General features: G+C 63.1%; 25 protein-coding genes. 6 read left to right on the top strand and 19 right to left on the bottom strand.

Annotated elements, in window-relative coordinates; all coding sequences use genetic code 11:
• Both V2I08_RS16990 and V2I08_RS16985 read left to right on the top strand, forming a co-directional pair.
• On the top strand, positions 1-188 hold a 188-nt coding region (locus V2I08_RS16990), incomplete at its 5' end, for a UDP binding domain-containing protein (protein WP_349636112.1).
• Positions 189-198: 10 nt separating this feature from the next.
• Positions 199-327, top strand: coding sequence for a hypothetical protein (locus V2I08_RS16985; RefSeq protein ID WP_349636111.1), 129 nt, complete (start codon positions 199-201; stop codon positions 325-327).
• A gap of 4 nt (positions 328-331) precedes the next feature.
• Here V2I08_RS16985 and V2I08_RS16980 read toward each other — a convergent pair whose 3' ends face one another.
• Complete coding sequence (locus tag V2I08_RS16980; RefSeq protein WP_349636110.1) at positions 332-1,192, bottom strand: ABC transporter permease; 861 nt, start codon at positions 1,190-1,192, stop codon at positions 332-334.
• Positions 1,193-1,308: 116 nt separating this feature from the next.
• Here V2I08_RS16980 and V2I08_RS16975 point away from each other — a divergent pair, with 116 nt between their 5' ends.
• On the top strand, positions 1,309-2,010 hold the full coding sequence (locus tag V2I08_RS16975; RefSeq protein WP_310227730.1) for a GcrA family cell cycle regulator: 702 nt from the start codon (positions 1,309-1,311) through the stop codon (positions 2,008-2,010).
• Positions 2,011-2,220: 210 nt separating this feature from the next.
• On the opposite strand, the gene V2I08_RS16970 is transcribed toward V2I08_RS16975, so the two are convergent.
• Entirely contained in the window at positions 2,221-3,060 is an 840-nt protein-coding gene (locus V2I08_RS16970; protein ID WP_310227729.1) for an outer membrane beta-barrel protein, read from the bottom strand.
• A 156-nt stretch (positions 3,061-3,216) separates the two neighbouring features.
• On the opposite strand from V2I08_RS16970, the gene parE reads away from it, so the two are divergent.
• Both parE and V2I08_RS16960 read left to right on the top strand, forming a co-directional pair.
• On the top strand, positions 3,217-5,196 hold the full coding sequence (gene parE, locus V2I08_RS16965; RefSeq protein WP_349636109.1) for a DNA topoisomerase IV subunit B: 1,980 nt from the start codon (positions 3,217-3,219) through the stop codon (positions 5,194-5,196).
• 87 nt (positions 5,197-5,283) lie between these two features.
• The gene (locus V2I08_RS16960) at positions 5,284-6,576 is read left to right on the top strand and encodes a serine hydrolase (protein ID WP_349636108.1); all 1,293 of its coding nucleotides are present in this window, start codon (positions 5,284-5,286) and stop codon (positions 6,574-6,576) included.
• 14 nt (positions 6,577-6,590) lie between these two features.
• Here V2I08_RS16960 and V2I08_RS16955 read toward each other — a convergent pair whose 3' ends face one another.
• The 16 genes from V2I08_RS16955 to V2I08_RS16880 form a co-directional block, all read right to left on the bottom strand.
• Entirely contained in the window at positions 6,591-7,382 is a 792-nt protein-coding gene (locus tag V2I08_RS16955; RefSeq protein WP_349636107.1) for a LysR family transcriptional regulator, read from the bottom strand.
• Positions 7,379-7,777 carry a Co2+/Mg2+ efflux protein ApaG gene (gene apaG, locus V2I08_RS16950; RefSeq protein WP_043151500.1) on the bottom strand — a complete coding sequence of 133 codons (399 nt, stop codon included), beginning with the start codon at positions 7,775-7,777 and terminating at the stop codon, positions 7,379-7,381. The genes V2I08_RS16955 and apaG overlap by 4 nt, the downstream gene beginning before the upstream one ends.
• A gap of 33 nt (positions 7,778-7,810) precedes the next feature.
• On the bottom strand, positions 7,811-9,019 hold the full coding sequence (locus V2I08_RS16945) for an aminotransferase class I/II-fold pyridoxal phosphate-dependent enzyme (protein WP_349636106.1): 1,209 nt from the start codon (positions 9,017-9,019) through the stop codon (positions 7,811-7,813).
• Positions 9,020-9,029: 10 nt separating this feature from the next.
• Complete coding sequence (gene leuB / locus V2I08_RS16940; protein WP_349636105.1) at positions 9,030-10,076, bottom strand: 3-isopropylmalate dehydrogenase; 1,047 nt, start codon at positions 10,074-10,076, stop codon at positions 9,030-9,032.
• A gap of 51 nt (positions 10,077-10,127) precedes the next feature.
• Positions 10,128-10,862, bottom strand: a complete 735-nt coding sequence (recO, locus tag V2I08_RS16935) for a DNA repair protein RecO (RefSeq protein WP_349636104.1) — start codon at positions 10,860-10,862, stop codon at positions 10,128-10,130.
• Between the two features lie 41 nt (positions 10,863-10,903).
• Positions 10,904-11,113, bottom strand: a complete 210-nt coding sequence (locus V2I08_RS16930; protein ID WP_037475622.1) for a hypothetical protein — start codon at positions 11,111-11,113, stop codon at positions 10,904-10,906.
• Between the two features lie 67 nt (positions 11,114-11,180).
• Complete coding sequence (locus V2I08_RS16925) at positions 11,181-11,354, bottom strand: hypothetical protein (RefSeq protein ID WP_349636103.1); 174 nt, start codon at positions 11,352-11,354, stop codon at positions 11,181-11,183.
• 208 nt (positions 11,355-11,562) lie between these two features.
• Positions 11,563-13,479: an excinuclease ABC subunit UvrC gene (gene uvrC / locus V2I08_RS16920; protein WP_349636102.1), complete on the bottom strand. Its 1,917-nt coding sequence runs from the start codon at positions 13,477-13,479 to the stop codon at positions 11,563-11,565.
• Positions 13,480-13,864: 385 nt separating this feature from the next.
• Positions 13,865-14,479 (bottom strand): F0F1 ATP synthase subunit B, encoded by a 615-nt coding sequence (locus V2I08_RS16915; protein ID WP_349636101.1) that lies wholly within the window; start codon positions 14,477-14,479, stop codon positions 13,865-13,867.
• A complete protein-coding gene (locus V2I08_RS16910) occupies positions 14,472-14,966 on the bottom strand; it encodes an ATPase (protein WP_349636100.1) in 495 nt (164 codons plus the stop codon). The genes V2I08_RS16915 and V2I08_RS16910 overlap by 8 nt, the downstream gene beginning before the upstream one ends.
• An 84-nt stretch (positions 14,967-15,050) precedes the next feature.
• The gene (locus tag V2I08_RS16905; protein ID WP_006961951.1) at positions 15,051-15,278 is read right to left on the bottom strand and encodes a F0F1 ATP synthase subunit C; all 228 of its coding nucleotides are present in this window, start codon (positions 15,276-15,278) and stop codon (positions 15,051-15,053) included.
• A 53-nt stretch (positions 15,279-15,331) separates the two neighbouring features.
• Positions 15,332-16,117 (bottom strand): F0F1 ATP synthase subunit A, encoded by a 786-nt coding sequence (locus tag V2I08_RS16900; RefSeq protein WP_349636099.1) that lies wholly within the window; start codon positions 16,115-16,117, stop codon positions 15,332-15,334.
• A gap of 48 nt (positions 16,118-16,165) precedes the next feature.
• The gene (locus tag V2I08_RS16895) at positions 16,166-16,489 is read right to left on the bottom strand and encodes an AtpZ/AtpI family protein (RefSeq protein ID WP_349636098.1); all 324 of its coding nucleotides are present in this window, start codon (positions 16,487-16,489) and stop codon (positions 16,166-16,168) included.
• Between the two features lie 329 nt (positions 16,490-16,818).
• A complete protein-coding gene (locus V2I08_RS16890) occupies positions 16,819-17,220 on the bottom strand; it encodes a YdbL family protein (protein WP_349636097.1) in 402 nt (133 codons plus the stop codon).
• Positions 17,217-17,405: a YnbE family lipoprotein gene (locus V2I08_RS16885; RefSeq protein ID WP_349636096.1), complete on the bottom strand. Its 189-nt coding sequence runs from the start codon at positions 17,403-17,405 to the stop codon at positions 17,217-17,219. The genes V2I08_RS16890 and V2I08_RS16885 overlap by 4 nt, the downstream gene beginning before the upstream one ends.
• Positions 17,402-20,635, bottom strand: coding sequence for a YdbH domain-containing protein (locus tag V2I08_RS16880; protein WP_349636095.1), 3,234 nt, complete (start codon positions 20,633-20,635; stop codon positions 17,402-17,404). Before V2I08_RS16880 ends, V2I08_RS16885 begins: the two co-directional genes overlap by 4 nt.
• Before the next feature lie 110 nt (positions 20,636-20,745).
• Here V2I08_RS16880 and radC point away from each other — a divergent pair, with 110 nt between their 5' ends.
• Entirely contained in the window at positions 20,746-21,465 is a 720-nt protein-coding gene (gene radC / locus V2I08_RS16875) for a DNA repair protein RadC (RefSeq protein WP_405053663.1), read from the top strand.
• Between the two features lie 706 nt (positions 21,466-22,171).
• Here the strand turns inward: radC and V2I08_RS16870 are convergent.
• Positions 22,172-23,572, bottom strand: a complete 1,401-nt coding sequence (locus tag V2I08_RS16870) for a DEAD/DEAH box helicase (protein ID WP_349636094.1) — start codon at positions 23,570-23,572, stop codon at positions 22,172-22,174.
• Between the last annotated feature and the right edge of the window lie 100 nt (positions 23,573-23,672).

The following is a 23,672-nucleotide window of genomic DNA, read 5'->3' as shown; positions in this document are numbered from 1 at the left end:
CGGCAGAAGGTGCCGATGTGCTGGTGCTGGTCACCGAATGGGACATTTTCCGCGCGCTCGACATGAAGCGCCTCGCCGCCGCGATGAACGGCAATGCGCTCGTCGATCTGCGCAACATCTACCCCCTCGCCGAAGTCACCGAGGCCGGGTTCACGCTCGCCAGGGTCGGTGGTGGCGCAACCCAGTGATCAGGGTTCTATGATCTGGCCATGGCAGGAAGGGCACGGCGATGACCGCTCCCTTCCCCGCTGGCATCACTGGATATTGGCAGCACTTCTGATCGGGGTCGCCATGCTCGTCGTACCGATCTTTGCCGCCTTCATCTGACCAGTCAGGCCTTGATCTTCCAGCCCCGGCGCAACAGCGCATAGCATAGCCCGCCGAAGATCAGGTTCAGCGTCAGCAGCACGATGCTGCCGACGACGATGTTGGTATCGGCCGCCGCGACGAAGCCATAGCGGAAGCCCGATATGATGTAGAAGAAGGGGTTGGCATGGCTGATCGCCTGGAAGAAAGACGGCAGGCGATCAATCGAGTAGAAGGTGCCTGAGAGCAGCGCCAGCGGGCCGATCACGAAATTGGTGACCGCCGCGCCATGATCGAACTTTTCCGCCCATATTGAGGTCAGCACGCCCAGAAAAGCGATGAAACTGGTGCCCAGCAAGCCGAACCAGACCACCGCCCACGGATGGGCCGGGGTCACATGGACGCCGGGCCACAGCGCCATCGCCCCCCACAAGGCGCAGCCCACGAACACCGCGCGCGTGACGGACGATCCAGCCAGCGCGAACAGCAATTCGCCCACGGAAATGGGTGGCATCAGATAATCGACGAGGGTGCCCTGCACCTTGCCCACCATCAGCGCGAAACTGGCATTGGCGAAACAGGCGTTGATCATGCCCATGACGATGAGGCCCGGCGCGATGAAATCAGCAAAGGGCACCGCTTCGCCGCGGAGCGACACGGTCCGGCCGCTGCCGCCAAGCGCAACGATGAAGATGATGAGGAACATCAGGGTTGTTATGGCCGGTGCCCATACCGTCTGGAGTTGCACCTTCATGAAGCGGCGCACTTCCTTGCGATAGAGCGCCCAGGTTCCCGCCCAGTTGATGTTGCGAATCATAGCGACGCCAGGCTCTGCGAAGGGCGTCGCAACCGGGGTGACGGGGGCAATTTTGGACTGGTCGTTCATGATGGGATCGACTATCGGCTGGTGTGTTGTGCTGCAAGCGCGCCGTTCAAGGATTTGAACCTCGCCCGCTCGTTCCCATATAGGGAAGCATATTGGAATTTGTGAGGAGTTTTTCATTGTCCTGGACCGACGAGCGTATCGACCAGCTCAAGGGGATGTGGGAGCGCGGCCTGACCGCCAGCCAGATCGCCGAAGAATTGGGCGGCGTCAGCCGCAATGCGGTGATTGGCAAGGCCCATCGCTTGGGCCTGCAATCGCGCCCGTCCCCCGTGAAGGCGAATGACGCGCCGAAGAAGGCTGCCGCTGCCCGCAAACCCGTGGCCGCTGTCGAAGCCGAAGCGCCCGCAGCGCGCCCCGCGCCCGCGCCGGTCGCTGCTGCAGCGCCTGTACCGCCACGGGCCGCCGCGCCCAGCCCATCGCAGGTTGCTACGCCACCCAAGGTCGACCCTGTCGCCAATGATGCGCCAACACCGCCGCCCCAGCCCCGCATTGTTTCCGTCGGTCCCGGCGGATTCCTGCGTCAGGGGCCGGGCGATCAGCAGGCGCCGATCCCGCCTGCGCCGCCGCGTCGCCTCGTCCCGGCCAAGCCCAGTGCCGAAATTGCCGACAAGACGTCGCTACTCGACCTGACCGAGCGGATCTGCAAGTGGCCGATGGGCCATCCGGGCGAGCCGGACTTTCATTTTTGTGGAGAGGCGGTCAATCCGGGCTTCCCCTATTGCGTCGAACATTGTGGCCGCGCCTATCAGGCGCAACTACCGCGCGGCACGCGCCGGCCTCCGCCGCCTTTGCCATTTGGCGGCCCCCGCGTCCGCTAGAGCCGGATGACTTGAGGTTCACCCCTTTTCGTCATTGCGAGTGCAGCGAAGCAATCCATTGTGGTGCCGGTGGATTGCTTCGCTGCGCTCGCAATGACGATTCGACTTCGAGTCATCCGGCTTTAAGCTATAAAAAAGGCCGCCCCGAAAGGCGGCCTTTTTACTGTCCGATAGAAATGGGCGGAGGCGAAAGCCCCCGCCCTTTTTCCATCAGAATCGGAAGCTGGTCGTAACCATGACGCTTTGCGTATCGAACTTGTCGCCACGGTTCATGCTTGCGCCGCCCGATGGCGTGAGACGGAACGGGTTGCTCGCAGGCGCACTGCCTGCACCGACATCGACGCGATAATCGTCGACATTATAGCGGGTCCAAAGATAGCGGGCGCCGATCGAGAAATTATCAGACACCTTGGCTTCGATGCCGCCGCCCATGGTGTAACCCCATGCGTCTTCCTTGGCATTCACTTCCGTGAAGCTGTTGGCCGCATTGTTGGTGGCAAAGCTGTTCTTCACCTTGGCATAGGCCAGACCGCCCGTGATGTAGGGCATGATGCCGCCGGGCGTGGTGTAACCCAGGCGCGCGCGCAGGTTACCGTTCCAATCAATCCGACGGGTCATTTCGTAAAATGCCGGGGTCGTCGAATATTCAGTCACGCTATCACTGATGTAAGCCTTGCCTGCTTCGGCGACCACACCAGCGACAATGCTGCCGAACTGGCGGTCGTAACCGACATGTCCCATCCAACCGATCGCATCCTTGTCGCCCTTACAACCAAGGTCAGGGGTCGTGCCGCGCCGCGAACCGCCGCAGGTGCCCGGCGAAAAGGCGTTGGCACCCGTTCCGGTCCTGATGACGTCATTATATTCGCCGTCGCCGTTGGCGTCGAACCGGATATGTTCTTCGCCGTCGCCCTTCTGCCAGTTATAGCCGAACGAACCGCCAACATAGGGGCCGGTCCAATCGACCGCGCCGCTGTCCTGCGCCATCACAGGGGTAGCCAGCACAAATGCCAGCGTGGCACCGAGCGGTGCAAAATGGCTCAACTTCATGTAAATTTCTCCTCGCCTGGGGGCATCAATAACCCTCTTGCACGGCGCTAACGGTTTGAATGCGGGGTTTGTTTCACGTTTCATCGTAAGTTTTTGTTGCTGTGCCGCATATGTCACAATGCTTGCGCGCCACGCCTGCCCGCCTATAGCTAGTGTATGTCCGAAGACCTGTTCGCTGCCGCACCATCGACCGCTCCGCAATATGATGCTTCCGCCATCGAGGTGCTGGAGGGGCTGGAGCCGGTGCGCCGCCGCCCCGGCATGTATATTGGCGGAACGGATGAGCGGGCACTGCACCATCTCGCGTCCGAAGTGCTCGACAACAGCATGGACGAGGCTGTGGCGGGCCATGCCACCCGGATCGAGATTACGCTGGAACCCGGCAACCGGTTGACCATCACCGACAATGGCCGCGGCATTCCGGTCGATCCGCATCCCAAATTTCCCGGCAAGTCGGCGCTGGAAGTGATCATGACCACGCTCCATTCGGGCGGCAAATTCACGGACAAGGCTTATGCCACGTCGGGCGGCCTGCATGGCGTGGGGATCAGCGTGGTCAACGCGCTGTCGAGCAACACTGTGGTCGAGGTTGCGCGGAACAAGGAACTGTTCCGCCAAAGCTTCTCCCAAGGGCTGCCCGTCACTGCGCTGGAAAAGGTCGGCGGCGCGCCCAACCGGCGCGGCACGTCGGTCAGTTTCACCCCTGACACTGAAATTTTCGGCGAACAGAAGTTCAAGCCCGCGCGCCTGCATCGGCTGGCTCGGTCAAAGGCCTATCTGTTTGCAGGCGTCGAAATCCGCTGGAAATGCGCGCCGGAGCTAGTCAGCGACGATACCCCGACCGAAGCTGTCTTTCAGTTCCCCGGTGGCCTTGCCGATCATCTCAAGGAACAGGTCGGCGACCGCGAATGCGCGACCAGCGTGTTTTTCGCAGGCAATCAGGATTTTCCCGATGCCGCAGGGCGGGTCGAATGGGCCGTGGCCTGGCCGCTCTGGTCGGATGGCAGCTATAGCTGGTATTGCAACACCATCCCGACGCCCGATGGCGGCACGCATGAAGCCGGGATGCGCGCTGCGCTGGTCAAGGGCATTCGCGCCTTTGCCGACCTGGTGGGGCAGAAGAAAGCGAAGGACATCACCGCCGATGACATCATGACGTCATCGGAAATCATGCTGTCGGTATTCATCCGCGAGCCGCAGTTCCAGAGCCAGACCAAGGATCGACTGACATCGCCGGAGGCCGCGCGTCTGGTGGAAAATGCCGTGCGCGATCATTTCGACCATTATCTGACCGACCATATGGACCGGGGCAAGGCGCTGCTGGCCTATGTGCTCGACCGCATGGACGAGCGTTTGAAGCGCAAGCAGGAGAAGGAGGTCAAGCGCAAGACCGCGACCAATTCGCGCAAGCTGCGCCTGCCCGGCAAGCTGACGGACTGTTCCAACGATGATCCCGAAGGCGCTGAGATTTTTCTGGTCGAAGGCGATTCGGCGGGCGGTTCCGCCAAGCAGGCACGCGACCGCAAGACGCAGGCGATCCTGCCCCTGCGCGGCAAGATATTGAACGTCGCATCGGCCAATAATGCGAAGATCCTGGCCAATCAGGAAATTGCCGACATGATCCTGGCGCTGGGCTGTGGCACGCGCAAGGACTGCAATCCCGACCATCTGCGCTATGAGCGTATCGTCATCATGACCGACGCCGATGTCGATGGCGCGCATATCGCGACGCTGCTGATGACCTTCTTCTTTCAGGAAATGCCCGAACTGGTGCGGCGCGGCCATCTCTACCTCGCCCAGCCACCGCTCTATCGCCTCGTCGCGGGTGGCAAGAGCGCCTATGCCAAGGATGACGCCCATCGCGATGCGCTGATGCAGACCAAGGAATTCAAGGGCAAGAAGGTCGATGTCAGCCGCTTCAAGGGGCTGGGCGAGATGAACCCGATGCAGTTGCGCGAGACCACAATGGACCCCAAGACGCGGATGCTGATCCGCATCACCCTGCCCGCCGATGTCGAAGAGCGTGCGGGCGTGCGTGACCTGGTCGATCGCCTGATGGGGACCAATCCGGCGCATCGCTTTGCGTTCATTCAGGAGAATGCGGCCGCGGTGGATGAAGAAGCGATCGATGCCTGAGGCGCAGGAAATCCATCTCAACATCCTCCCGCTCTTCACTTGGAGGATGGCCCCCACCCCCAACCCCTCCCCTGAAGGGGAGTGGCTTTGTCGGGGCGCATAGCCATGGTGGCGCGGGTTCTTGCAACGCTCTTGCTGCTGTTGCGTGTAGCCCTCCCCGCCTCCGCAGCCCCTAATCCAAGCTATCAAGCCCGCGCCGAGCAACTGCTCCGACTCCTCACTGCACCCGGTGACGAGCCCGCCTATTTTTCCTCACTCTTCCTTGACTCCGTCCCCGTAGATCGCTGGCGCGCCGTTGCTGCTGATTTGCGCGCGCAGCATGGCAAGCCGCTTACGCTGGGGGCCGTCCGGCAAGACAGCGCTACCGCTGGGCAAGTCGAAATCCGTTACGAGCGGGCTACGGTCGGCTTCACGCTGGTCGTCGCGCCCCAGCCGCCGGGCCGCGTCGTGGGTCTGCGCATCGTGGGTGCGCGAACGGCTAATGACAGCATGGCCAAGGTCTTGGCGGAGATCGCCGCGCTGCCCGGCGTGACCAGCTTCGCGGTGGCGACATTGGGTAACGGTCCGCCCCAGCTACAAGCGGCGCATCGCGCCGATGCCGCGATGGCCATCGGTTCCAGCTTCAAGCTGACCATCCTTTCCGAACTGGCGCGCGCGGTAGAAGCCGGCGAGCGGCGATGGAGTGATGTCATTCCGCTCGGCCCGAAAAGCTTTTCGGGTCGTCTGCTGCACTGGCCAGACCGCGCGCCGATGACGCTGCATAGCCTTGCCACCGCGATGATCGCCGAAAGCGATAATAGCGCCACCGATACGCTGCTGCTGGCGCTGGGCCGCGACAAGGTGGATGCGATGCTTGCGACGACCGGGCATGCCAACCCGGATCGGACATTGCCCCTGCTCACCACCGCCGAAGCCTTTGCGCTCAAAATGCCCGCCAATGCCGACCTGCGGCGGCTCTATGTAACGGCACCCCCCGACTCGCGCCGGGCGCTGCTGCGCGATGCGGCGTCCCGCCTGACCGCCGACAAGGTGGATGTCGGTAGTGTCGCCGAAACCCCGACCGCGATCGGAGATATTGAATGGTTCGCCAGTGCGACCGACATGATCGCGCAACTCGACTGGTTGCGCATCCATGGCGGCGACGCATTGCCGATCATGGCGATTGAACCCGGCGTCGCCCCTGCCGATGCGCGGCGCTGGGCCTATCTTGGCTATAAGGGGGGTAGCGAACCCGGCGTGATGGCCATGAACTTTCTTGCACGACGCAGTGATGGGCAATGGCGCGCAATCAGTGCGAGTTGGAACAATCCCGCCGCCCGCCTGGACGAAGCACGGTTCGTAGCGTTGATGACCCGCGCGCTCAACTTGATGGCCGAATAAGCGTCAGCCTGTGGTCAGGTCAACAGCGCCTCGACCAGCGCCTTGACCTTCTTCTGTCGCCATTGCGGCAAGGGCGCGATCAGCCAGTAGCTGAGCAAACTCGGCATCGCCTCCCCGACCTGCCGCACCCGGCCGGCAGCCAGATCGGCCTGCACCAGCAGCAACGGCACCCGCGCCCGGCCAAAGCCATTGGCCGCCGCCTCGATCGCCAGCCCGCCATCGGCGACACGGATGATCGCGGGCTTGTCCCCCGCCGGGCAACCGGGCCAGTCGATCCGCTGTTCCGGCCCGCCTTGGGCCGCTTCCACCGTGACGAACGCCGCCTCGCCCAGCTTCACCCCTTCATGCTCGCCCGCCGCATCGGTCAGGCGCAGCGCAAGGTCGAGATTGGCTTCGGTAAAGTCGAGCGCCTCGTCCGCTGCGATCAATTGGAACGTGAGATCCGGCTGGTGCGCGGCATAGGCGGCCAGGCGCGGCTGGAGCCATTTGGCGGTGATGTCGCGCGGCGCGGCGATGGTTAGTGCGCTGCTCGCCTGGCCCGCCTGCATCGCCCGCACGGCATCCTCAAACTCCAAGAAACCGGCGCGCAGGGCATCGAGGCCCGCTTCGGTTTCGGGCGTCAGTTCCAATCCCTTGGGCGTGCGGCGGAACAGCACCACGCCCAGCAAGTCCTCCAGCGCGCGAATTTGCTGACCGACCGCCGCAGGCGTCACGGCCAGTTCGTCCGCCGCGCGCGTGAACGACAAATGCCGAGCGGCTGCATCCAGCACGCGCAGGCCGTTGAGCGGCAAATGCGTCCGCTTCATTCGGCCACCGCAGGCGCAATCAGCGCGAAATGGGGGATGGCGACCTCGAACGTCTCGCCGCTGACACCGATCATGCGGTAACTGCCCTTCATCGACCCGGTCGGGGTGTTGAGCGGGCAGCCGGAGACATAGTCATAGCTTTTGCCCGGCTGCACCACCGGTTGTTCGCCGACCACGCCGTCGCCATCGACCCGATGCTGGGCACCGCGCCCGTCGGTGATGACCCAATGCCGGGTCAGCAACTGGACCGGCTGAGTCCCCTGATTTTCGATGCGGATATGATAGGCCCAGAACCAGCGGCCCCGGTCCGGCTCCGACTGTTCGGGCAGGAAGGAAACGGCGACATGGACGATGACGTCCTGCGTCTTGGCGTGGAAGGGGAAAAGCGCGTTCACGGCCTTACGAATGCGCCCTTACCCCCTTGCCCGTCAACGCCCGATCGTCCGCAATGCCTGATCCAGATCGGCGATCACATCGTCTGCATCCTCCAGCCCGACATTGAGCCGCAGCATGTCTTCAGTGATCCCGACTTCCAGCCGCGCAGCCTCTGCCATGCCATAATGGGTGGTCGAGGCAGGATGCGTCATCAGCGAGCGCGAATCGCCGATATTGTTGCTGATATCGACCAGTTGCAGCCCGTTGAGCAGCCCATGCGCCTCGGCACGGCCACCGCCGACATAGAGCGAGAAGATTGGCCCGGCCATGTCCATCTGGCGCATCGCCAGCGCATGTTGCGGGTGGCTCTCCAACCCCGGATACAGCACCTTGGCGACGCGGCTTTCGAGGAATGTAGCGACCTTGAGTGCATTTTCGCTCTGCCGCCTGATCCGCAGGTCCAGCGTCTCCAGCCCCTTGAGCACGACCCAGGCGTTGAAAGCGCTGAGCGTCGGCCCGGTGTTGCGGTGGAAGGGCAGCAACGTATTGGTGATCCATTCCCGCGTGCCGCAGATCGCGCCGGCCAGCACCCGGCCTTGCCCGTCCATCATCTTGGTCGCGCTATAGGCCACGACATCCGCACCAAATTCCATCGGCCGCTGCAGCGCAGGGGTAGCGAAGGCATTGTCGACGATGCTGGTGATACCATGCGCCTTGGCAATGGCGCAGATCGCCGCCATGTCGGCGACGTCCATCGTCGGGTTGGCAGGGGTTTCGAAGAAAAAGACCTTGGTATTGGGCCGGATCGCCGCTTCCCATGCGCCATTGTCGGTGGCGTCGACCGTGGTCGTTTCGATGCCGAATTTGGGCAGCAACGTATCGGTCAACCAACGGCAGGAGCCGAACAACGCCTTGCCCGCGACGACATGGTCGCCCGCCGACAACTGGCACAGCAACGCTGCCGTCATCGCCGCCATGCCGGTCGCGGTAGCGCGGCAGGCCTCGGCGCCTTCCAGCAATGCGATACGCTGTTCCAGCATCTCAACGGTGGGGTTTTGCAGGCGGCTATAGGTCATGCCTTGCTGCTCACCGGCAAAGCGCGCGGCGGCATCCTCCGCCCGGTCATAGCAATAGCCGCTGCTCAGGAAGAGCGCTTCGGACGTTTCGCCATATTCGGTGCGCGCCGTGCCGCCCCGCACCGCGATCGTCGCGGGCTTCCAATGCTTGGTGATTTCAGGGTCTTGCCCGCTTTTCCGCTTCATCGTCTGTTCCTCAGTCCAGCGCCGCCAGCACCGCGTCACCCATTTGCACCGTCGTCATCGTGCCACCCAGATCGGGGCTGCGCGCGCCGTTTGCCAGCGCCTTGGCAACGGCCCGTTCGATCCGGTCGGCCTGATCGGCCATCCCCAGCGAATAGCGCAGCAGCATCGCCGCCGACAGCACCGTCGCGAGCGGATTGGCCTTGCCGGTGCCCGCAATGTCAGGGGCAGAGCCGTGGATCGGCTCGTAGAGTCCCTGGCCGCTGCCGTTGAGCGTCGCCGATGCCAGCATGCCGATGGAGCCGACGCACATGCTCGCCTGATCCGACAAAATGTCGCCGAACAGGTTGCCGGTGACGATGACGTCGAACTGGCCGGGGTTGCGGACCAGCTGCATCGCGGCATTGTCCACATACATGTGGCTCAATGCGACGTCGGGATAGTCGGCCGACACTTCGATTACCACGTCGCGCCAGAGCTGGCTGGTTTCCAGCACATTGGCCTTGTCCACCGAACAAAGCTTGCCGCGCCGGGCGCGGGCGGCCTGGAAACCGGCATGGGCGATGCGGCGCACCTCGCCCTCATTATAGGACATGACGTCATAGCCCTCGCGCTGGCCATCGGCGGTGGTGCGGAAGCCCTTTTCGCCGAAATAGACGTCGCCATTGGTTTCGCGCACGATCAGCAGGTCGATCGCGCCTGCGACTTCGGGCTTGAGCGCGGATTCGCCCGCCAGTTCGGGGAAAACCTTGGCCGGGCGGAGGTTGGAGAAGAGGCCCAGTTCCTTGCGCAGGCCCAAAATCGCCTGTTCGGGGCGCAGATGGCGTTCGAGGGCATCGCAATCGGGATCGCCGACTGCGCCAAAAAGGATAGCGTCGGCCCGTTTGGCGATCTCCAGCGTTTCAGGCGGCAGCGGATGACCGACCGCCTTGTAAGCGGCACCGCCGACCAACCCATGCTCATAGGTGAGGCCGTCAATCGCCAGCGCATCCAGCACCCGCTTCGCCTGATCGACGATTTCGGGGCCGATGCCATCTCCGGGGAACAGGGCGATCAACATGGGAAGCTCCTTACCAAATAGGTCGCTTGCCCCTTATGGAAGCAGGGACAGTCAGGCAACCGCCCTTTTCAGGCGATCGACCAGCCTTTCGCGAGCGGCCAGCACATCGATGCGCCGATCGGTCAGGACCGAACGCGCCAGAAAGAAGCCGGTCAGGGCAAAGCCATCCATGATGTCGGCCCATTCGCCGGTTCCGCCCGCGAGCAGGAAGGGCGGCAACGGCAGGAGGAGATGCTCATAGCCGACCGCACCCGCACGGCTGACCGCCGCCGCGCTGCGCGGGCTGACATAGGCAAGATCGTCGGCATCACCCAAGGCAGCGCATCGGCTGAGATCAAGGCCAAAGCCGAGTTCCGCCAATAGCAGCAATTCGTAGCGCACCAAGGCGACCGCCCAGCCGCGCGCCGCCGGTGCCGCCTCGATGGCACCCAAGACGCCGTCGAGCGCGCGATATAGCGCAGGATGGGGCGTACCTTCGGATAGGGCCGCAGCGGTGAGCGCGCAGCTCCAGTCGATGGCGGCGGCAGGTAGAGGTTCGGCATGGAGGGGCGCGCGGCTGTGCGCCATTTCGACCGTCAGCCCGGCGAGTTGGTCCTCGGTCCGGGCGCGGAATGTCGCCATGACGCTGTTGCCCGGTAATAGCACGGGGCGCATCAGGCGGGATCGTCCACCGCGCACATAGCCTGCAACCAGACCATGGTCTGGGGTCAGCAGGCGGGCGATGGCCCCATGTTCGCCATGGGGACGCAAGGCGCAGACGAGAGCGGGGGTGACGAGCGTTGGCACCAATCGGCCCTAGCTACGCATCCGCCCGCTATCCTGTCGGCTTACTTGGTCGAATATTGGCCCGGTTCGGCCTTGAAATTATCACGCGCATAGGCGCGGGCAGCCGAGGCCGACTTGAAAATTTCGTCCTGCATCGTCGCGGTGACGATCGGATAGCCCTGCGAATTGAAGCGGGTGTCGCGGACGGTCAGGCGGAATGCGCCTTCTTCATTCTTGCTGATCAAAAATGGTTTGAGGGTTTCCCTGCTCATAATGTGCCTTTCAGTAGAGAGTAACGATAGAAAGCCGGGCACCGCAAACGCGGTGCCCGGCACAGTGTCAGTCGACCATATCGGCCACGATTTTCTTCAATTCGCGATTGCTCAACAGGCCGGTCAACGGCGATGCGACGCGGTGGGTCGGCGAAAGGCGATCAAGCCCATGAGCAAGTGCGGAACGGGTAGAGGAAGGAAAAATAATAGTCATCGAATCCTGGACGGCCTTTGCCGCCATAAAATGAACATGCGGCGTGCAATAACGAACGCATGGCTAGAGTGTCGCCGGAGCGACCCATGAACTGAAGAGAAGCGAAGGCTTCGAGACAGACCCCGTCCACGCACAATAAGGGCCGGAGGAGGAAACATAGATCGTCTTCAAAGGACGTCAGCCCATTGCATGTAGCATAATGTACGAGAATTGCAACTGGCTGGCCTTTGCCGCCTCAGCCGTGAAAATAGTCATAGACCTGCTGCGCTACCGCCGTTGAGACGCCGGGCGCGCGCGCCAGATCTTCCAGCGCGGCGTCACGGACAGCGCGGGCGGTGCCGAAATGCATCAGCAGCGCCTTCTTGCGGGCCGGGCCGATACCTGGCACTTCATCGAGCGAACTGACGGTGATCGCCTTGCTCCGCTTGGCCCGGTGCGCGCCGATGGCGAAGCGATGCGCCTCATCACGTAGCCGCTGCAGGTAGAAGAGGACGGGATGGTTGATCGGGAAGGTGACTTCGCGACCGTCCATCAAGTGGAACACCTCGCGGCCATCGCGGCCATGATGCGGCCCTTTGGCCACGCCGATCATGGTGACGTCCTCAATGCCCATTTCCTCCAGCATCGTGCGCGCGGCCGATAGCTGGCCCTTGCCGCCGTCGATCAGGACGAGATCGGGCCATTCGCCGCTGTCGCGATCCGGGTCTTCGCGCTGGGCACGGCCGAAGCGCCGTTCGAACATGTCGCGCATCATCGCGAAATCATCGTTCGAGATGACGGGGTCTTTCATGTTGAACTTGCGATAGGCATTTTTGCGGAAGCCTTCCGGCCCCGCGACGACCATCGCCCCCAGTGCGTGGGCACCCTGAATGTGGCTGTTATCGTAGATTTCGATACGGTCGGGTATGCCCTCCAGCCCGAAGGCCTCGACCATATCGTCCAGCACTTTGCCCTGGCTGGTGGTTTCGGCGAGGCGACGGTCGAGCGCCTCGACCGCGTTGCGCTGCGCCTGTTTGATCAGGCGGGTGCGGTCGCCGCGTTGGGGCACTTCGATGCGGACCTTGCTGCCGATGCGTTCGGTCAGCGCCTGGGCGATCAGGTCGCACTCGGCGGGCGCGCGATCGGTCAGCACCAGCTTGGGTGGCGGCACTTCCTCGTAAAATTGCGCCATGAAACTGGCGAGCACTTCATCTTCGGCGACGTCGGCGGTGTGGACCGGGAAGAAGCTGCGATGGCCCCAATTCTGGCCGCCGCGAATGAAGAAGGCCTGGATACACATCGCCCCGCCCTTTGCCGCCAGCGCGAAAATGTCGGCGTCACCCAGCCCCTCGGCATTGATCGCCTGGCTCCCCTGAATGAAAGTCAGTGCCTTGAGACGGTCGCGAATGACGGCGGCCTGTTCAAAGTCCATCGCGTCGGACGCCGCCTGCATCGCGGTTCCGAGCTTCTTCTGGACGGCGGTGGACTTGCCACCCAAGAAGTCCTGCGCATCGCGGACCAGTTCGGCATAGCCGTCCGGGTCGATCCGATCGACGCAGGGGGCCGAGCAGCGCTTGATTTGATAGAGCAGACAGGGCCGCGAGCGGTTGGCGAAGAAGCTGTCGGTGCAGGAGCGGAGCAGGAACAGTTTTTGCAGCGCATTGATCGTGCGCGTGACTGACCCTGCGCTGGCGAAGGGACCATAATAGCGCCCCTGCGCCTTGCGCGCGCCGCGATGCTTCTGGACGCGGGGAAAGGCATGATCTTCCCGCAACAGGATGAAGGGGAAACTTTTATCGTCGCGCAGCAGGACATTATAGGGCGGGCGGTAGCGCTTGATCAGTTGCGCCTCCAGCAATAGCGCTTCTGCTTCGCTGTTGGTGGTGACGATGGTCATGCTGCGCGTCTGCGCGACCATGCGTTGCAGGCGGCGCGGCAGCCGATCAACCTGGGTATAGTTGGCGACGCGATTCTTGAGCGCGCGCGCCTTGCCGACATAGAGCACATCGCCGCGCGTATCGTGCATCCGATAGACACCGGGCCGCGTCGGCAGCGTCTTGAGCGTGGTGCGGATCACTTCGACGCCCTGATCGAGATCGGGCGCGCCGGACCCCCGCACCGTGTAGCTGGCCTTGTCTTCGTTGAAACGGTCGGGAGATTGGGGTTGCGACATGGGGATGAAATAGCGTGCGCCGCCGGGATCGCAATGGCCGTGAAATAGGAAGCCGCGCCTTTAGAGCCGGATGACTTGAGGTTAACCCCATTTCGTCATTGCGAGCGAAGCGAAGCAATCCATGGTGGTGCCGGTGGATTGCTTCGCTGCGCTCGCAATGACGATTAGACTTCAAGTCATCGCGCTTAACTTCGCATATTTCCCGCAGAATCGGACATTTTATGTCCCAACCCTGATCCTATCGAAAAGCGGACGAGATTGCGCGGTGGCATGGTTATGGCACAGATTGGCGCGTGTAGGACAGGGCCGTTCTGTCCCGCCGGGCCGCAACGCAAAAGGGCCAGGGTTGCCTCCGGCCCTCTTGTGTTGCGGTGATCAGGACTGATCAGTTGATCGTGCCAAGCCCCGTGATCGCGCGATCGACCAGCGCCTTGTCCGCCTGCGCATCATGACCCTGGGCGATCAGAACCGCTGCGGCCATGGTGGCGGCATTCACGGCCTTGGCGCGAATGGCGATGATGGCGGCGCGTTCAGCCGCGCCGATCTTGTCCTCGGCCATTTTCTGGCGGCGGACGATCAGCGCATCGGCGTTCACCTTGGCGTCGGCGATCAGCCCTTCGGCCTCATGCTCGGCAGCTTTGCGCATGGCATCGGCTTCACCGGCTGCAGCAGCCAGCTTGGCTTCATATTCGCCCTTGAGCGCTTCGGCTTCGGCCCGCAGACGGGTGGCTTCGGCCAACTGTTCCTTGATCTGCGCGATCCGGCCATCCAGCACGCCGCCAATGAGGGCAGGCACCTTCTTGAACAACAGGATCGCGATGAACGCCGCCATGGCGAGGCTCACCCAGGCGGTGGCATCCATCCCGACCGCTTCCGGGTCAGTATGCGGAACCACGCCTTCATGCGCGACGGTGCCGACCGGCTCCAGCCCTTCGGAATGGATTGCCTGATTGAAGGTCGGGGGCGTTTCCGCCGAATGCTGTGCTGCTGCCTCAGCCATGGGCCAGTGCCGCCTTTACTGCGTTGCGGGCTGCATCGTCCGACGCTTCCACGCCGGAAATACGAGCCACCATGTCGCGCGCTGCTTCGGCGGCGACGGTTTCGATTTCTGCCAGGGCTGCGGTGGAGGCAACCTGGATGCGGGCTTCGGCGGCTGCGATCTTCGCAGCAACCTCCGCATCGGCGGCGGCAAGCTTGATTTCTGAAGCCTTGGCGGCTTCGCTCTTTGCCTTGGCGAGCATCGCCTGCGCAGCGGCGCGGCTTTCCGCGTCACGGACACGATAGTCCGCTTCCGCTTCGTCCGCGCGGGCAAAGGCAGCCTTTGCCGCGTCCAGATCACCACTGATCTTCGCGTCGCGCGCGTCCGCCGTCCCCTGCACCTTGGGCACCATGCCGAGGCCAATGACGAAGAATACGAAGCCGAAGGTCAACAGCAGCCAGAATATCTGACTGGAGTAGGTTTCGGCAATTTGCGCGATTTGAGGCATTTTTTCCGTCCGATCAGGGCGCGGTCAATAGTGCGGGACGAGCGTGGCGGCGTGAAGGCCGCCCTGCCCGTCCCGTAAGGCGTGTCAGGCCACGAACACCAGGATCATGGCGATAACGAACGCCAGCAGACCCAGAAGTTCCGCCGCGGCGAAACCGATGAACAGACGACCCTGCTGGCCATCAGCGGCACCCGGATTGCGCAGCGCGCCTTCGAGGAACGCGCTGAACACGTTGCCCACACCGAGGGCAGCGATGCCCGCACCGATGGCGGCCAGGCCAGCACCGAGCAGCTTTGCGGCTTCTGCGTCCATGTCGTAAACTCCTTCGTTAGAATAATGATAATGTTGACGAAACTAGATGAAACTCAGTGCAGGTTCTCGGCATCGTTGAGATAGACCGAGGTCAGCAGCGCGAACACATAAGCCTGGATGACCGCGACCAGCATTTCCAGCGCGCTGATGCCAATCATCAGGATGAAGCTGGCCGTGCCGACCGTCAGGCCCAGAGCGGGCGACGCATTTGCACTGTTGATGACGAACCCGGCAAGCACCTTCAGCAGGACGTGGCCAGCGGTCATCGCGACGAACAGTCGCAGGCCCAGGCTGAACGGACGCACCATGAAGGAGACGAGTTCGATAAGGAAGAGCGGCGCCACCATCAGCGCGGGCGTGCCGTGCGGAATGAAGAGCGAGAAGAAGTGGAAGCCATGCTTGGCGAAGCCGACGATCAGGACGATCGAGAAGCTCATGATCGCCAACACGCCGGTCGCGGTGAAATGGCTGGTGAAGGTGAAGGGGTGAAGCCCGACCAGACCCAGCGGCAGCAGACCCAGCAAGTTCGCCAGCAGGATGAACATGAAGAGCGAAAAGACGTAGGGGATATATTTCTTGCCGCCCTCACCAACGTTCGCGATCAGCAGATTTTTGATGAAGCCGGTCATATATTCGACCGCCATCTGCCAGCGACCCGGCACCAATTCGCGCTTCATGCCGCCGATCACGAAGATCCACAGCACGACAGCGGCCAGCACCATATAGAGTGCGCTGTTGGTGAAGGCGATGTTGAAACCGCCGATCGACAGTTGATCCGTACCGAACAAGGGTTCGATCGCAAACTGGTGCATCGGATCGATTTTGCCGGATTCTGCCACGCTGGACCCCTGTAACGTCTTGCCGTCGGACTAAGAAGAAAGCGTCCCTTATTGCGGGGGACGCTTTATCGTCGTCAATCTGATGATGTTCCTGAACGCCGCCACGATCCCAAGACCGAGGAAAACAAGCAGGAGCCATGGGGATGTGCCGAGCAGCCGGTCCAAAACCCAGCCGATCAACGCACCGCCGACAAGACCGCCGATCAGTTCCGCCAGAACCCTGTTGCCGAGGCGAGACCCATCGTCCGCCGCTTGCTCAGTAGCCCCCTGCCTGACCTTTTCGACAGATTCAGCCCGTGCGATCCGCTCCTCCAACGAAGCGATCCGCGCGTCTTCCCCTGTCGGGTCCTGTCCGGGTGTCTCCGCAACCATGTTCGTCCTCCACCGGGGGTTGACCCCTTATGGCAGGCGGCATGGCGCTTGCGGCTGCACCCGTCAAGGCGCGGCCCGTTTAGAAAGGCGATTGCGGATAGTCAACCATGGTTGGGCCAGAGATTGAAGCCCTGGACGAAGGAATGAGAAAAGTCCGCCAGAGCGGGATTTTACAAGCCACCAGATCAAACCATAATCCTCCCCTGCAAGGGGAGGGGGACCGTTTGCGTAGCAAATGGTGGAGGGGTGTCACCTTCTCGATAGGGGGACACCCCTCCGTCTGGCCTCTGGCCAGCCACCTCCCCTACAAGGGGAGGATTATTGAATGGTTAGCCTGCGGTCGCGCAATAGGAAGGGAGTGCGATCGCGCCTGCCCCCTTCGTCTGCCACGCGCCTGCGCCAATCCGATAGACCTGGCCGGTCTTGACCCGGCTGCTGAGCGTCTGGCAACCCGTGGCGGCGGCGACGTCCTGCACGGTGACACCGCGCTGGCTGGCAAGCTGCGTATAGGCCGCGCGTCGCTTGATGTTGATCGATTCGACTTCGGAGCGGACGGCAGCGCTAACCGTCCCGGCAATGCCCAGATACCCGTCAGCCTGTTCGCCAACGCTGCCGTCAGCCATGGCCGATGCGACGGCACCGGACTGCGCGCGCGCCGGTGTCGTCATTACCAATCCGGTCGCCAGCGCCACCATGGCGCCAGCAGCGAACATCAGGATCTTGCGTGTCATTGCGGGAACAACTCCGGGTTATTCTGAATCAAGTCCTGGGCATCGCGTTGCAGACGCACCACGACTTCCTGCTGCACCTTCACGTTCAGATTGATCTCGATCGGTTTGTCGGGGGCCTTCACCTGGATGCAGCCCCCCAGAGCCGATGCGGCCAATCCGGCCATGATGATCGTGTGTTTCGTCATTTCGGCTCCCCGTTTGCCATCTTGTCGCTGTCCACAGGCTGAACCGCAAGCCCTTCCGCCGATCCCGCACGCATCTTTTCCTGCGCCTGCTTGCCGATTTCGTCCCTGATCGTCTGGGTTGGATCAATGACGGATTGGGCTGTGCTCATAAGCCCGCGAAATGGCGCCGAAATGCGCACGTTGAAGATGAAGGGCAGGCCGACAAAATTGCGGGCCAATCCCCCCGGCGCGCCGCCCAGTTGCCCGCGATTGACGCCGTTGAATACCACATTGGTAACCATTTCGCCGTCGAGCGCGCCATCCATCAGGATTGTCAGACATTTATATTGGAGATTCTTGAGCGCGTCGAAGGCGATGCGGCCCATCGCCCCCAGTTGCTCGTTAGACACCGGACCGACATAGGACAGGACGCCGGACTGGCGCGCGGGGTCGCAGGGAATGGAGGGTAGCACGCCTTCGGGCATGAGCAGAGGTGCCATGCCCTCCTGTCGCGCGACCAGCACGCCGCCCGCGACACGGCCGCCCTGCGCATTGAAGATCAGCGGCATGATGCCGTCGAACGTGCCGGTGGCGGAGACATTATCCAGTTCCATCGCCTGGATGAAAGCCCCCGCGTCAAGGCCGATGACGCGGAAGGTCATGTAGCGATCGACGTCGGCACTGAAATCCATGGTGGTAGGAAGAAGCACCAGCTCGCCGCCGGAAAAGGGCCAGCCGCCGCCTTCGATCCGCACCTTCTGCCCCGCTTCCAGCCGATAGCGCACGATGCCGTCGCGCACTTCTATGCCCGGATTGACGGACTGGATTCGCGCTTCCTGACCGGGGGCGGAGACGAGATTGATGAGGTCGGTGAAATGCAATTCGCCGCTCAGCCCCTCGACCGGACCGAAGGCGGCCGCGAGGTTGGCATTGTCGGTGCGGAAGGTGCCGGTGGACGTCACATCGGAGCCGGTCCAGTCGATCCGGCCCTGCCCGTTCACCTTGGCCTTCACATTCGCGACAACGCCTAGCGCCAGCGGGGTCACATCTTCGGGTTGAAGATCGGGACCGAAGGCCAGGTCGGGCACGGTCAGGTCGGCATGGCCTTTGCCATTGGTCAGATTATGGACAATGTCGGTGCGGGCGACGGTCGCGCCATTGCGGGATGCGGTTAGCGTGCCGGTGGCGGTAATCCGGCTATTCTTCATCGTCAGCGTGAAATCCGGCACGGCGAGCGGGATGAAGCGAGCAGGCACCTGCGAATCGCGCACGGTCATGGCGGCGCGGAAGGCGAGCGCGCCATTGTCGAAGCGCCAATCGCCGTTGCCCTGTTCGAGGATCAACGGGACGGTGCCGATTTGCCCTCCTGCGCCGCTGGCCTTGCCGCCGAAGCCCTTGGCGGTCATGCGGCCGTCCAGGCTGGCGGCGGTGAGATGGACCGGCGCGTCCTGCGGGCCGATCGACAGGTCGGCATTGGCCAGGGCGAAGCCGGTCTGACCGAGCGCAATGCGGGCATGGTCGGCGGTCAGGCGCATGGGGCTATCGCCACTCGTGCCAGAGAGGGCGAGTTTGCGGATGTCCGCACCGCCGCTCATGCCGCCAGCCCCCATGGCGAACAATGCGCCGCCGTCGAGCGGGCACAAGGTCTGGCGGGTCTGGCCGATAGCGAAACTGCCATAGCGGGCTTCGGTCACAGAAAGAGGAACACAGCGCGGATTGATGCGCAGCGCGCCATTGGCGGCGAGTTGCCCTTCGATCGGTAGCATCAGGCCGCGCAGATAGCCGTCGGGCAACGGACCATCGAGCCGGAGCGATGTGGCGAAGCGAGTCGTACCATCGGACGCAGCAGTGAAGCGAACGCGGTCGAGCGCCAGGCGCGCATTGCCCGCCGCATAGGGATCAATGAACAGGTCGCCGCCGAGACCGCCACCGGACCGGCGTACAAGACGCAGCGCGGCCTGGGGCAAGCCGCCGCCCCGCGTCGTGATGGCCCCGTCGAGCACCCAATCGAGCGCTGTTCGCCCCTGCCCCGGCCAACCCAGCGTCACGCGGCCATCGGGCGAGAGCGCGGCCTGTGCGCCACTGCGGGCGGCCAAGCGGCTGTTGGTGAGGACGAAGCTGCCCTTTGCACCGCGCTGCACGAGCGCGAAATTCGTGCGGAGTTGGTTATTGTCCCCTGCCTGCGCCATGGCGTCTGCGAAGCGCGCCGCCAGCGGGGCGACAGGGGTGCCCGCCGTCGATTTGCGGAAAGCGGCGAGCGATTCGCGCGACGCGAGGCGAATGTTGCGGCCCGACAGATCGCCCTGCATCGTCGCTTCGCCAGTCTTGACCGTCCAGGCGCCGTTGAGCGCGGCCCGCTCGATCAAACTACCACCACCCGCCAGCGTGGCCGCGTTGATACGGGCGCGGCCTTGCGACCCGGCCTTGCCGCCGTCGAAATCAATGCGGCCTGCCGGGCTGGCGAGAACCAGGCCGTTGGACTTGAGCGCTTCGCCCGACAGGTCGACATGGCCGGTCCAGCGTTCGAACGCCTTGCCCAGCGTCAGGTCGATGACGGCAACCGGATGCGCGATCGCGGTGGCGGCCTCGCGACACGCAAAAGCCGCCGCGCGGACGGGGCCGGTCAGATGCGGCTGCCCCTGGCGCATGGCGATATCGAGCAGCGCGCTGCCATCGGTCATCGCGCAACCCGCCATGGTCCCGCGCGGCATAACGGCGGCGACCTTCCCGTCAAAGCCGGATTGCAGCCCGCCAGTGCCGTCAATCCGCAGGCCGACCTGGCCCGCATCGGTATCCAGCCGCAGCCGGGCGTCGGTGAGCGACAGGAGGATGTCGGGCAGGCTGAACGGCGCGGTAGAATTGGGATCGCTGAATTTGTCCAGCTCGCCGAGGTTCAGCTTGCCATCCTTGTAACTGCCATGGAGGCGCACGCCCCCTGCCCGCACCGCGGCCACTTCGGGCGTTACCCCGGTGAAGGCGATATCGACTTCGACCCAGTCGGCGGTCAGGTCCGGCCTGGCGGGGTCGCCCAGCACGATATCCTCGATCCGCTGGGTGCGCAGTCCCACATCGACCAGGTCGTAATTGGCCCGAACGCCGCGCCGGTTGAGTTCACGGCCGACGAAATTTTCGGCGATCGGCGCGCGCTGCGTCCACAACCCAACCAGCACCAGCGCAAGCGTACCCGTGCCGACACCCAGCCAGCGCAGCCAACCCCGGCGAATCGCCTCTTCGCCGTCCTGTTCTTCCATGCTTATGGCCAACCCCGGCTTTCGTGCGACACTCTGTGGTCCGTGACGGGACCAGAACGTCCGACCCGTCCTAAATATCCTTGCCCCGCGATTCCGCAACGCATAGCGTCATGGTCGGTAGCAAGGGGGCGAGCTTGGCCGAGCAGGACGCAAAAGTCACGCATGACGGCGCAGGCCACCGGGCACGGCTGCGCCAGAAGCTGGCGGAGGCAGGCGGAGACGCGCTGCACGATCATGAACTGATCGAATATCTGCTGGCGCTGGCGATTCCCCGGCGCGACACCAAGCCGCTGGCCAAGGCGTTGCTGCGCGAATTTGGCGGCATAGGCGGGCTGATGGCGGCGGACTGGCATGCGATCGCGCGGGTGCCGGGCATGGGCGACACCAGCGTCGCCGCGATCAAGATCGTGCAGGCGAGCGCGCTGCGGATGCTGCGCAACGAGGTCGCGGCGCGGCCGGTGCTGGCGAGTTGGCAGGCGCTGCTCGACTATCTGCGCGCCGACATGGCGCATCTGGGGGTGGAGCGCGTGCGCGTGCTGCACCTGAACACCCGCAACATGCTGATCCGCGATGAGAATATGGGCGATGGGTCGATCGACCAGGCGGCCATCTATGTCCGTGAGGTTATACGACGCGCGATCGACCTGGGTTCGGCGGCGCTGATCCTGGTCCACAACCATCCCAGCGGCTCGCCCGAACCCAGTCGTCAGGACATAGAGGTGACGCGGCAGATCATCGAGGCGGGCAAGCGGCTGAACATCGCCGTGCATGACCATATCATCGTCGGCGCGCAGGGGCATGTGAGCATGCGGGCTAAGGGGTTGTTGTGAGGGGGTATGGCGGTTTTGGGTGGGAAGATGCTTCTCAAAAATCGTCACCCCGGACTTGATCCGGGGTCCATGAGCCTCCCCCTCTCAGTAACACCAAACGGTTGAGCCAATGGATGCCGGGTCAAGCCCGGCATGACGGCAAGGGTTGGGAGCGCGACTGTCGGCTCTTGTCAAATATGTGCAAAAAGTGGTCACTTGTTAGGCCGCTGGCAGCCCAGTCATCTATCTATCATGAATTCCAAACGCCGAAGGCCGCATAACAAAATATCGTGCCCATTATAGCGTAAAATCCCGTCGTCAGCCAAAATAGTAAGGGTTGCTTTGTGCGGACAGCTGTGACCGCCTCATGAGTGACCCTGCCCGTTTTAAACGCGCGGACAACCAGCCATGCACAAAATGCAGCGGTCGCTAGAAACAAAATCGCAAAACCTGTCACTCGACCGATAATTCCCAAATGGCTAGACCGATGCTGCGTAGCGGAGCCTGCGATGGAACCGTTCTACCAAGGACATTTGCTTTCACAACTTCCGGCTTCGGGCAAAATTATTCTTCGCGCTAATGGCAAAAATGGTTGCTTACTTACGAGCCACACCAGTCGCCCCTACCGCTTGCGGGAGGGGGGATGAGGTTGGTTTATGGTTTGCCGCCGTCGTGCTGGGCTTGCGCGTTGGCGGACAGGCTTACAGCCCGTCGCCCCCCAAAAAATTCAGGCGTCGAAGCCGAAGTTCAGGAATTCGGGAACCGGGCCGTTCCAGCCATCGTCGGGGCCGTCATCGGCCATTTCGTTGCGGCGACCACGGTTTTGCTGCGGCGCGCGGGGTGGGCGGGCTTCGCGGATCGGTTGGGCGGCGGGCTCCGCCGTGACGGGCGCTTCCTCGCTGGGCGCTTGCGCCTGCGGTTCTTTGGCACGGGCGGGCTTGCGGCCGCGTGGGGCGCGGCGGGGTGCTTCTTCTGCCGTTTCGCTTTTTGCCGGTTCAACCGCGGCGATCGCTTCGGCAGCGCCCACGACTTCGATCTTGGTGCCGATCAGCTTCTGGATATTGTCGATCGCTTCGGCATCCGCTTCGGTGACGAAGGTGTAGGCGACGCCGCTGGCACCCGCGCGGCCGGTGCGGCCGATGCGGTGGACATAATCGTCCGGATGCCAGGGCGCGTCATAGTTGAACACATGGCTGACACCCTTGATGTCCAACCCGCGCGCCGCGACGTCGGACGCGACGAGGATGTTGACGGTGCCGGCGCGGAAGCGTTCCAGTTCGGCGATGCGCGACCCCTGGTCGATATCGCCATGGATTTCGCCCGACTTGAAGCCGTCCCGTTGCAGGCTCTTGTTGAGATCCCGCACCGTGGTTTTGCGGTTGCAGAAGATCACCGCGCTCGTGACGTCGGCCTCCGCCAGCATTTTGGCGAGGACAGTCCGCTTCTTACGCGCATCGACCTTCACCAACCGCTGGGTTATGTTGATCGAGGCGCTTGCTGGGCGCGCGACTTCGATCGACTTGGGGTTGGAGAGGAATTTGTCGGCCAGCTTCTTGATGACCGGCGGCATCGTCGCGGAAAACAGGAGCGTCTGGCGCTGCGCGGGCAGCTTGGTGCAGATTTCCTCGATATCGGGGATGAAGCCCATGTCGAGCATCCGGTCGGCTTCGTCGATGACGAGCAGCGAGCAGCCGTTGAGCATGATTTTGCCGCGACCGAATAGGTCCATCAGGCGGCCCGGCGTCGCGATCAGCACGTCCACGCCCTTTTCGAGCGCCGCGAGCTGGTCGCCCATCGACACGCCACCGATCAGCAGCGCCATCGAAAGTTTGTGATATTTGCCGTATTTCTCGAAATTTTCCGCCACCTGGGCGGCGAGTTCGCGGGTCGGCTCCAGGATCAGCGAGCGCGGCATCCGCGCGCGGCTGCGGCCATGGGCGAGAATGTCGATCATCGGCAGCACGAAGCTGGCCGTCTTGCCCGTTCCCGTCTGCGCAATGCCGATGATGTCGCGCATCATCAGGACGGAAGGAATTGCCTGCGCCTGAATGGGGGTGGGCGTGTCGTAACCGGATTCGGTTACGGCCCTGAGCAATTCGTCGGAAAGGCCGAGATCGGCAAAAGTCATTCAATGGTCCGGGATCAGGAGGTTGCCCCATCCTGCCAGTCCGCACGATGGAAATCGGCCGCGCATTGCGGAAATATCGGCCACTTGTCAAGAAAATCCC

Origin of the sequence: Sphingobium sp. MK2 (assembly GCF_040170545.1) — a bacterium.
Taxonomy (GTDB): domain Bacteria; phylum Pseudomonadota; class Alphaproteobacteria; order Sphingomonadales; family Sphingomonadaceae; genus Sphingobium.
This window is presented reverse-complemented; position numbering and strand designations above follow the sequence as displayed.

Coding starts and splice junctions, on each gene's coding strand:
- V2I08_RS16985 (WP_349636111.1), top strand. CDS start 199: ATGATCTGGCCATGGCAGGAAGGGCACGGCGATGACCGCTCCCTTCCC.
- V2I08_RS16980 (WP_349636110.1), bottom strand. CDS start 1,192: ATGAACGACCAGTCCAAAATTGCCCCCGTCACCCCGGTTGCGACGCCC.
- V2I08_RS16970 (WP_310227729.1), bottom strand. CDS start 3,060: ATGAAGTTGAGCCATTTTGCACCGCTCGGTGCCACGCTGGCATTTGTG.
- parE (WP_349636109.1), top strand. CDS start 3,217: ATGTCCGAAGACCTGTTCGCTGCCGCACCATCGACCGCTCCGCAATAT.
- V2I08_RS16955 (WP_349636107.1), bottom strand. CDS start 7,382: ATGAAGCGGACGCATTTGCCGCTCAACGGCCTGCGCGTGCTGGATGCA.
- V2I08_RS16945 (WP_349636106.1), bottom strand. CDS start 9,019: ATGAAGCGGAAAAGCGGGCAAGACCCTGAAATCACCAAGCATTGGAAG.
- leuB (WP_349636105.1), bottom strand. CDS start 10,076: ATGTTGATCGCCCTGTTCCCCGGAGATGGCATCGGCCCCGAAATCGTC.
- V2I08_RS16930 (WP_037475622.1), bottom strand. CDS start 11,113: ATGAGCAGGGAAACCCTCAAACCATTTTTGATCAGCAAGAATGAAGAA.
- V2I08_RS16925 (WP_349636103.1), bottom strand. CDS start 11,354: ATGGCGGCAAAGGCCGTCCAGGATTCGATGACTATTATTTTTCCTTCC.
- uvrC (WP_349636102.1), bottom strand. CDS start 13,479: ATGTCGCAACCCCAATCTCCCGACCGTTTCAACGAAGACAAGGCCAGC.
- V2I08_RS16915 (WP_349636101.1), bottom strand. CDS start 14,479: ATGGCTGAGGCAGCAGCACAGCATTCGGCGGAAACGCCCCCGACCTTC.
- V2I08_RS16910 (WP_349636100.1), bottom strand. CDS start 14,966: ATGCCTCAAATCGCGCAAATTGCCGAAACCTACTCCAGTCAGATATTC.
- V2I08_RS16905 (WP_006961951.1), bottom strand. CDS start 15,278: ATGGACGCAGAAGCCGCAAAGCTGCTCGGTGCTGGCCTGGCCGCCATC.
- V2I08_RS16895 (WP_349636098.1), bottom strand. CDS start 16,489: ATGGTTGCGGAGACACCCGGACAGGACCCGACAGGGGAAGACGCGCGG.
- V2I08_RS16890 (WP_349636097.1), bottom strand. CDS start 17,220: ATGACACGCAAGATCCTGATGTTCGCTGCTGGCGCCATGGTGGCGCTG.
- V2I08_RS16885 (WP_349636096.1), bottom strand. CDS start 17,405: ATGACGAAACACACGATCATCATGGCCGGATTGGCCGCATCGGCTCTG.
- V2I08_RS16880 (WP_349636095.1), bottom strand. CDS start 20,635: ATGGAAGAACAGGACGGCGAAGAGGCGATTCGCCGGGGTTGGCTGCGC.
- radC (WP_405053663.1), top strand. CDS start 20,746: ATGGTCGGTAGCAAGGGGGCGAGCTTGGCCGAGCAGGACGCAAAAGTC.
- V2I08_RS16870 (WP_349636094.1), bottom strand. CDS start 23,572: ATGACTTTTGCCGATCTCGGCCTTTCCGACGAATTGCTCAGGGCCGTA.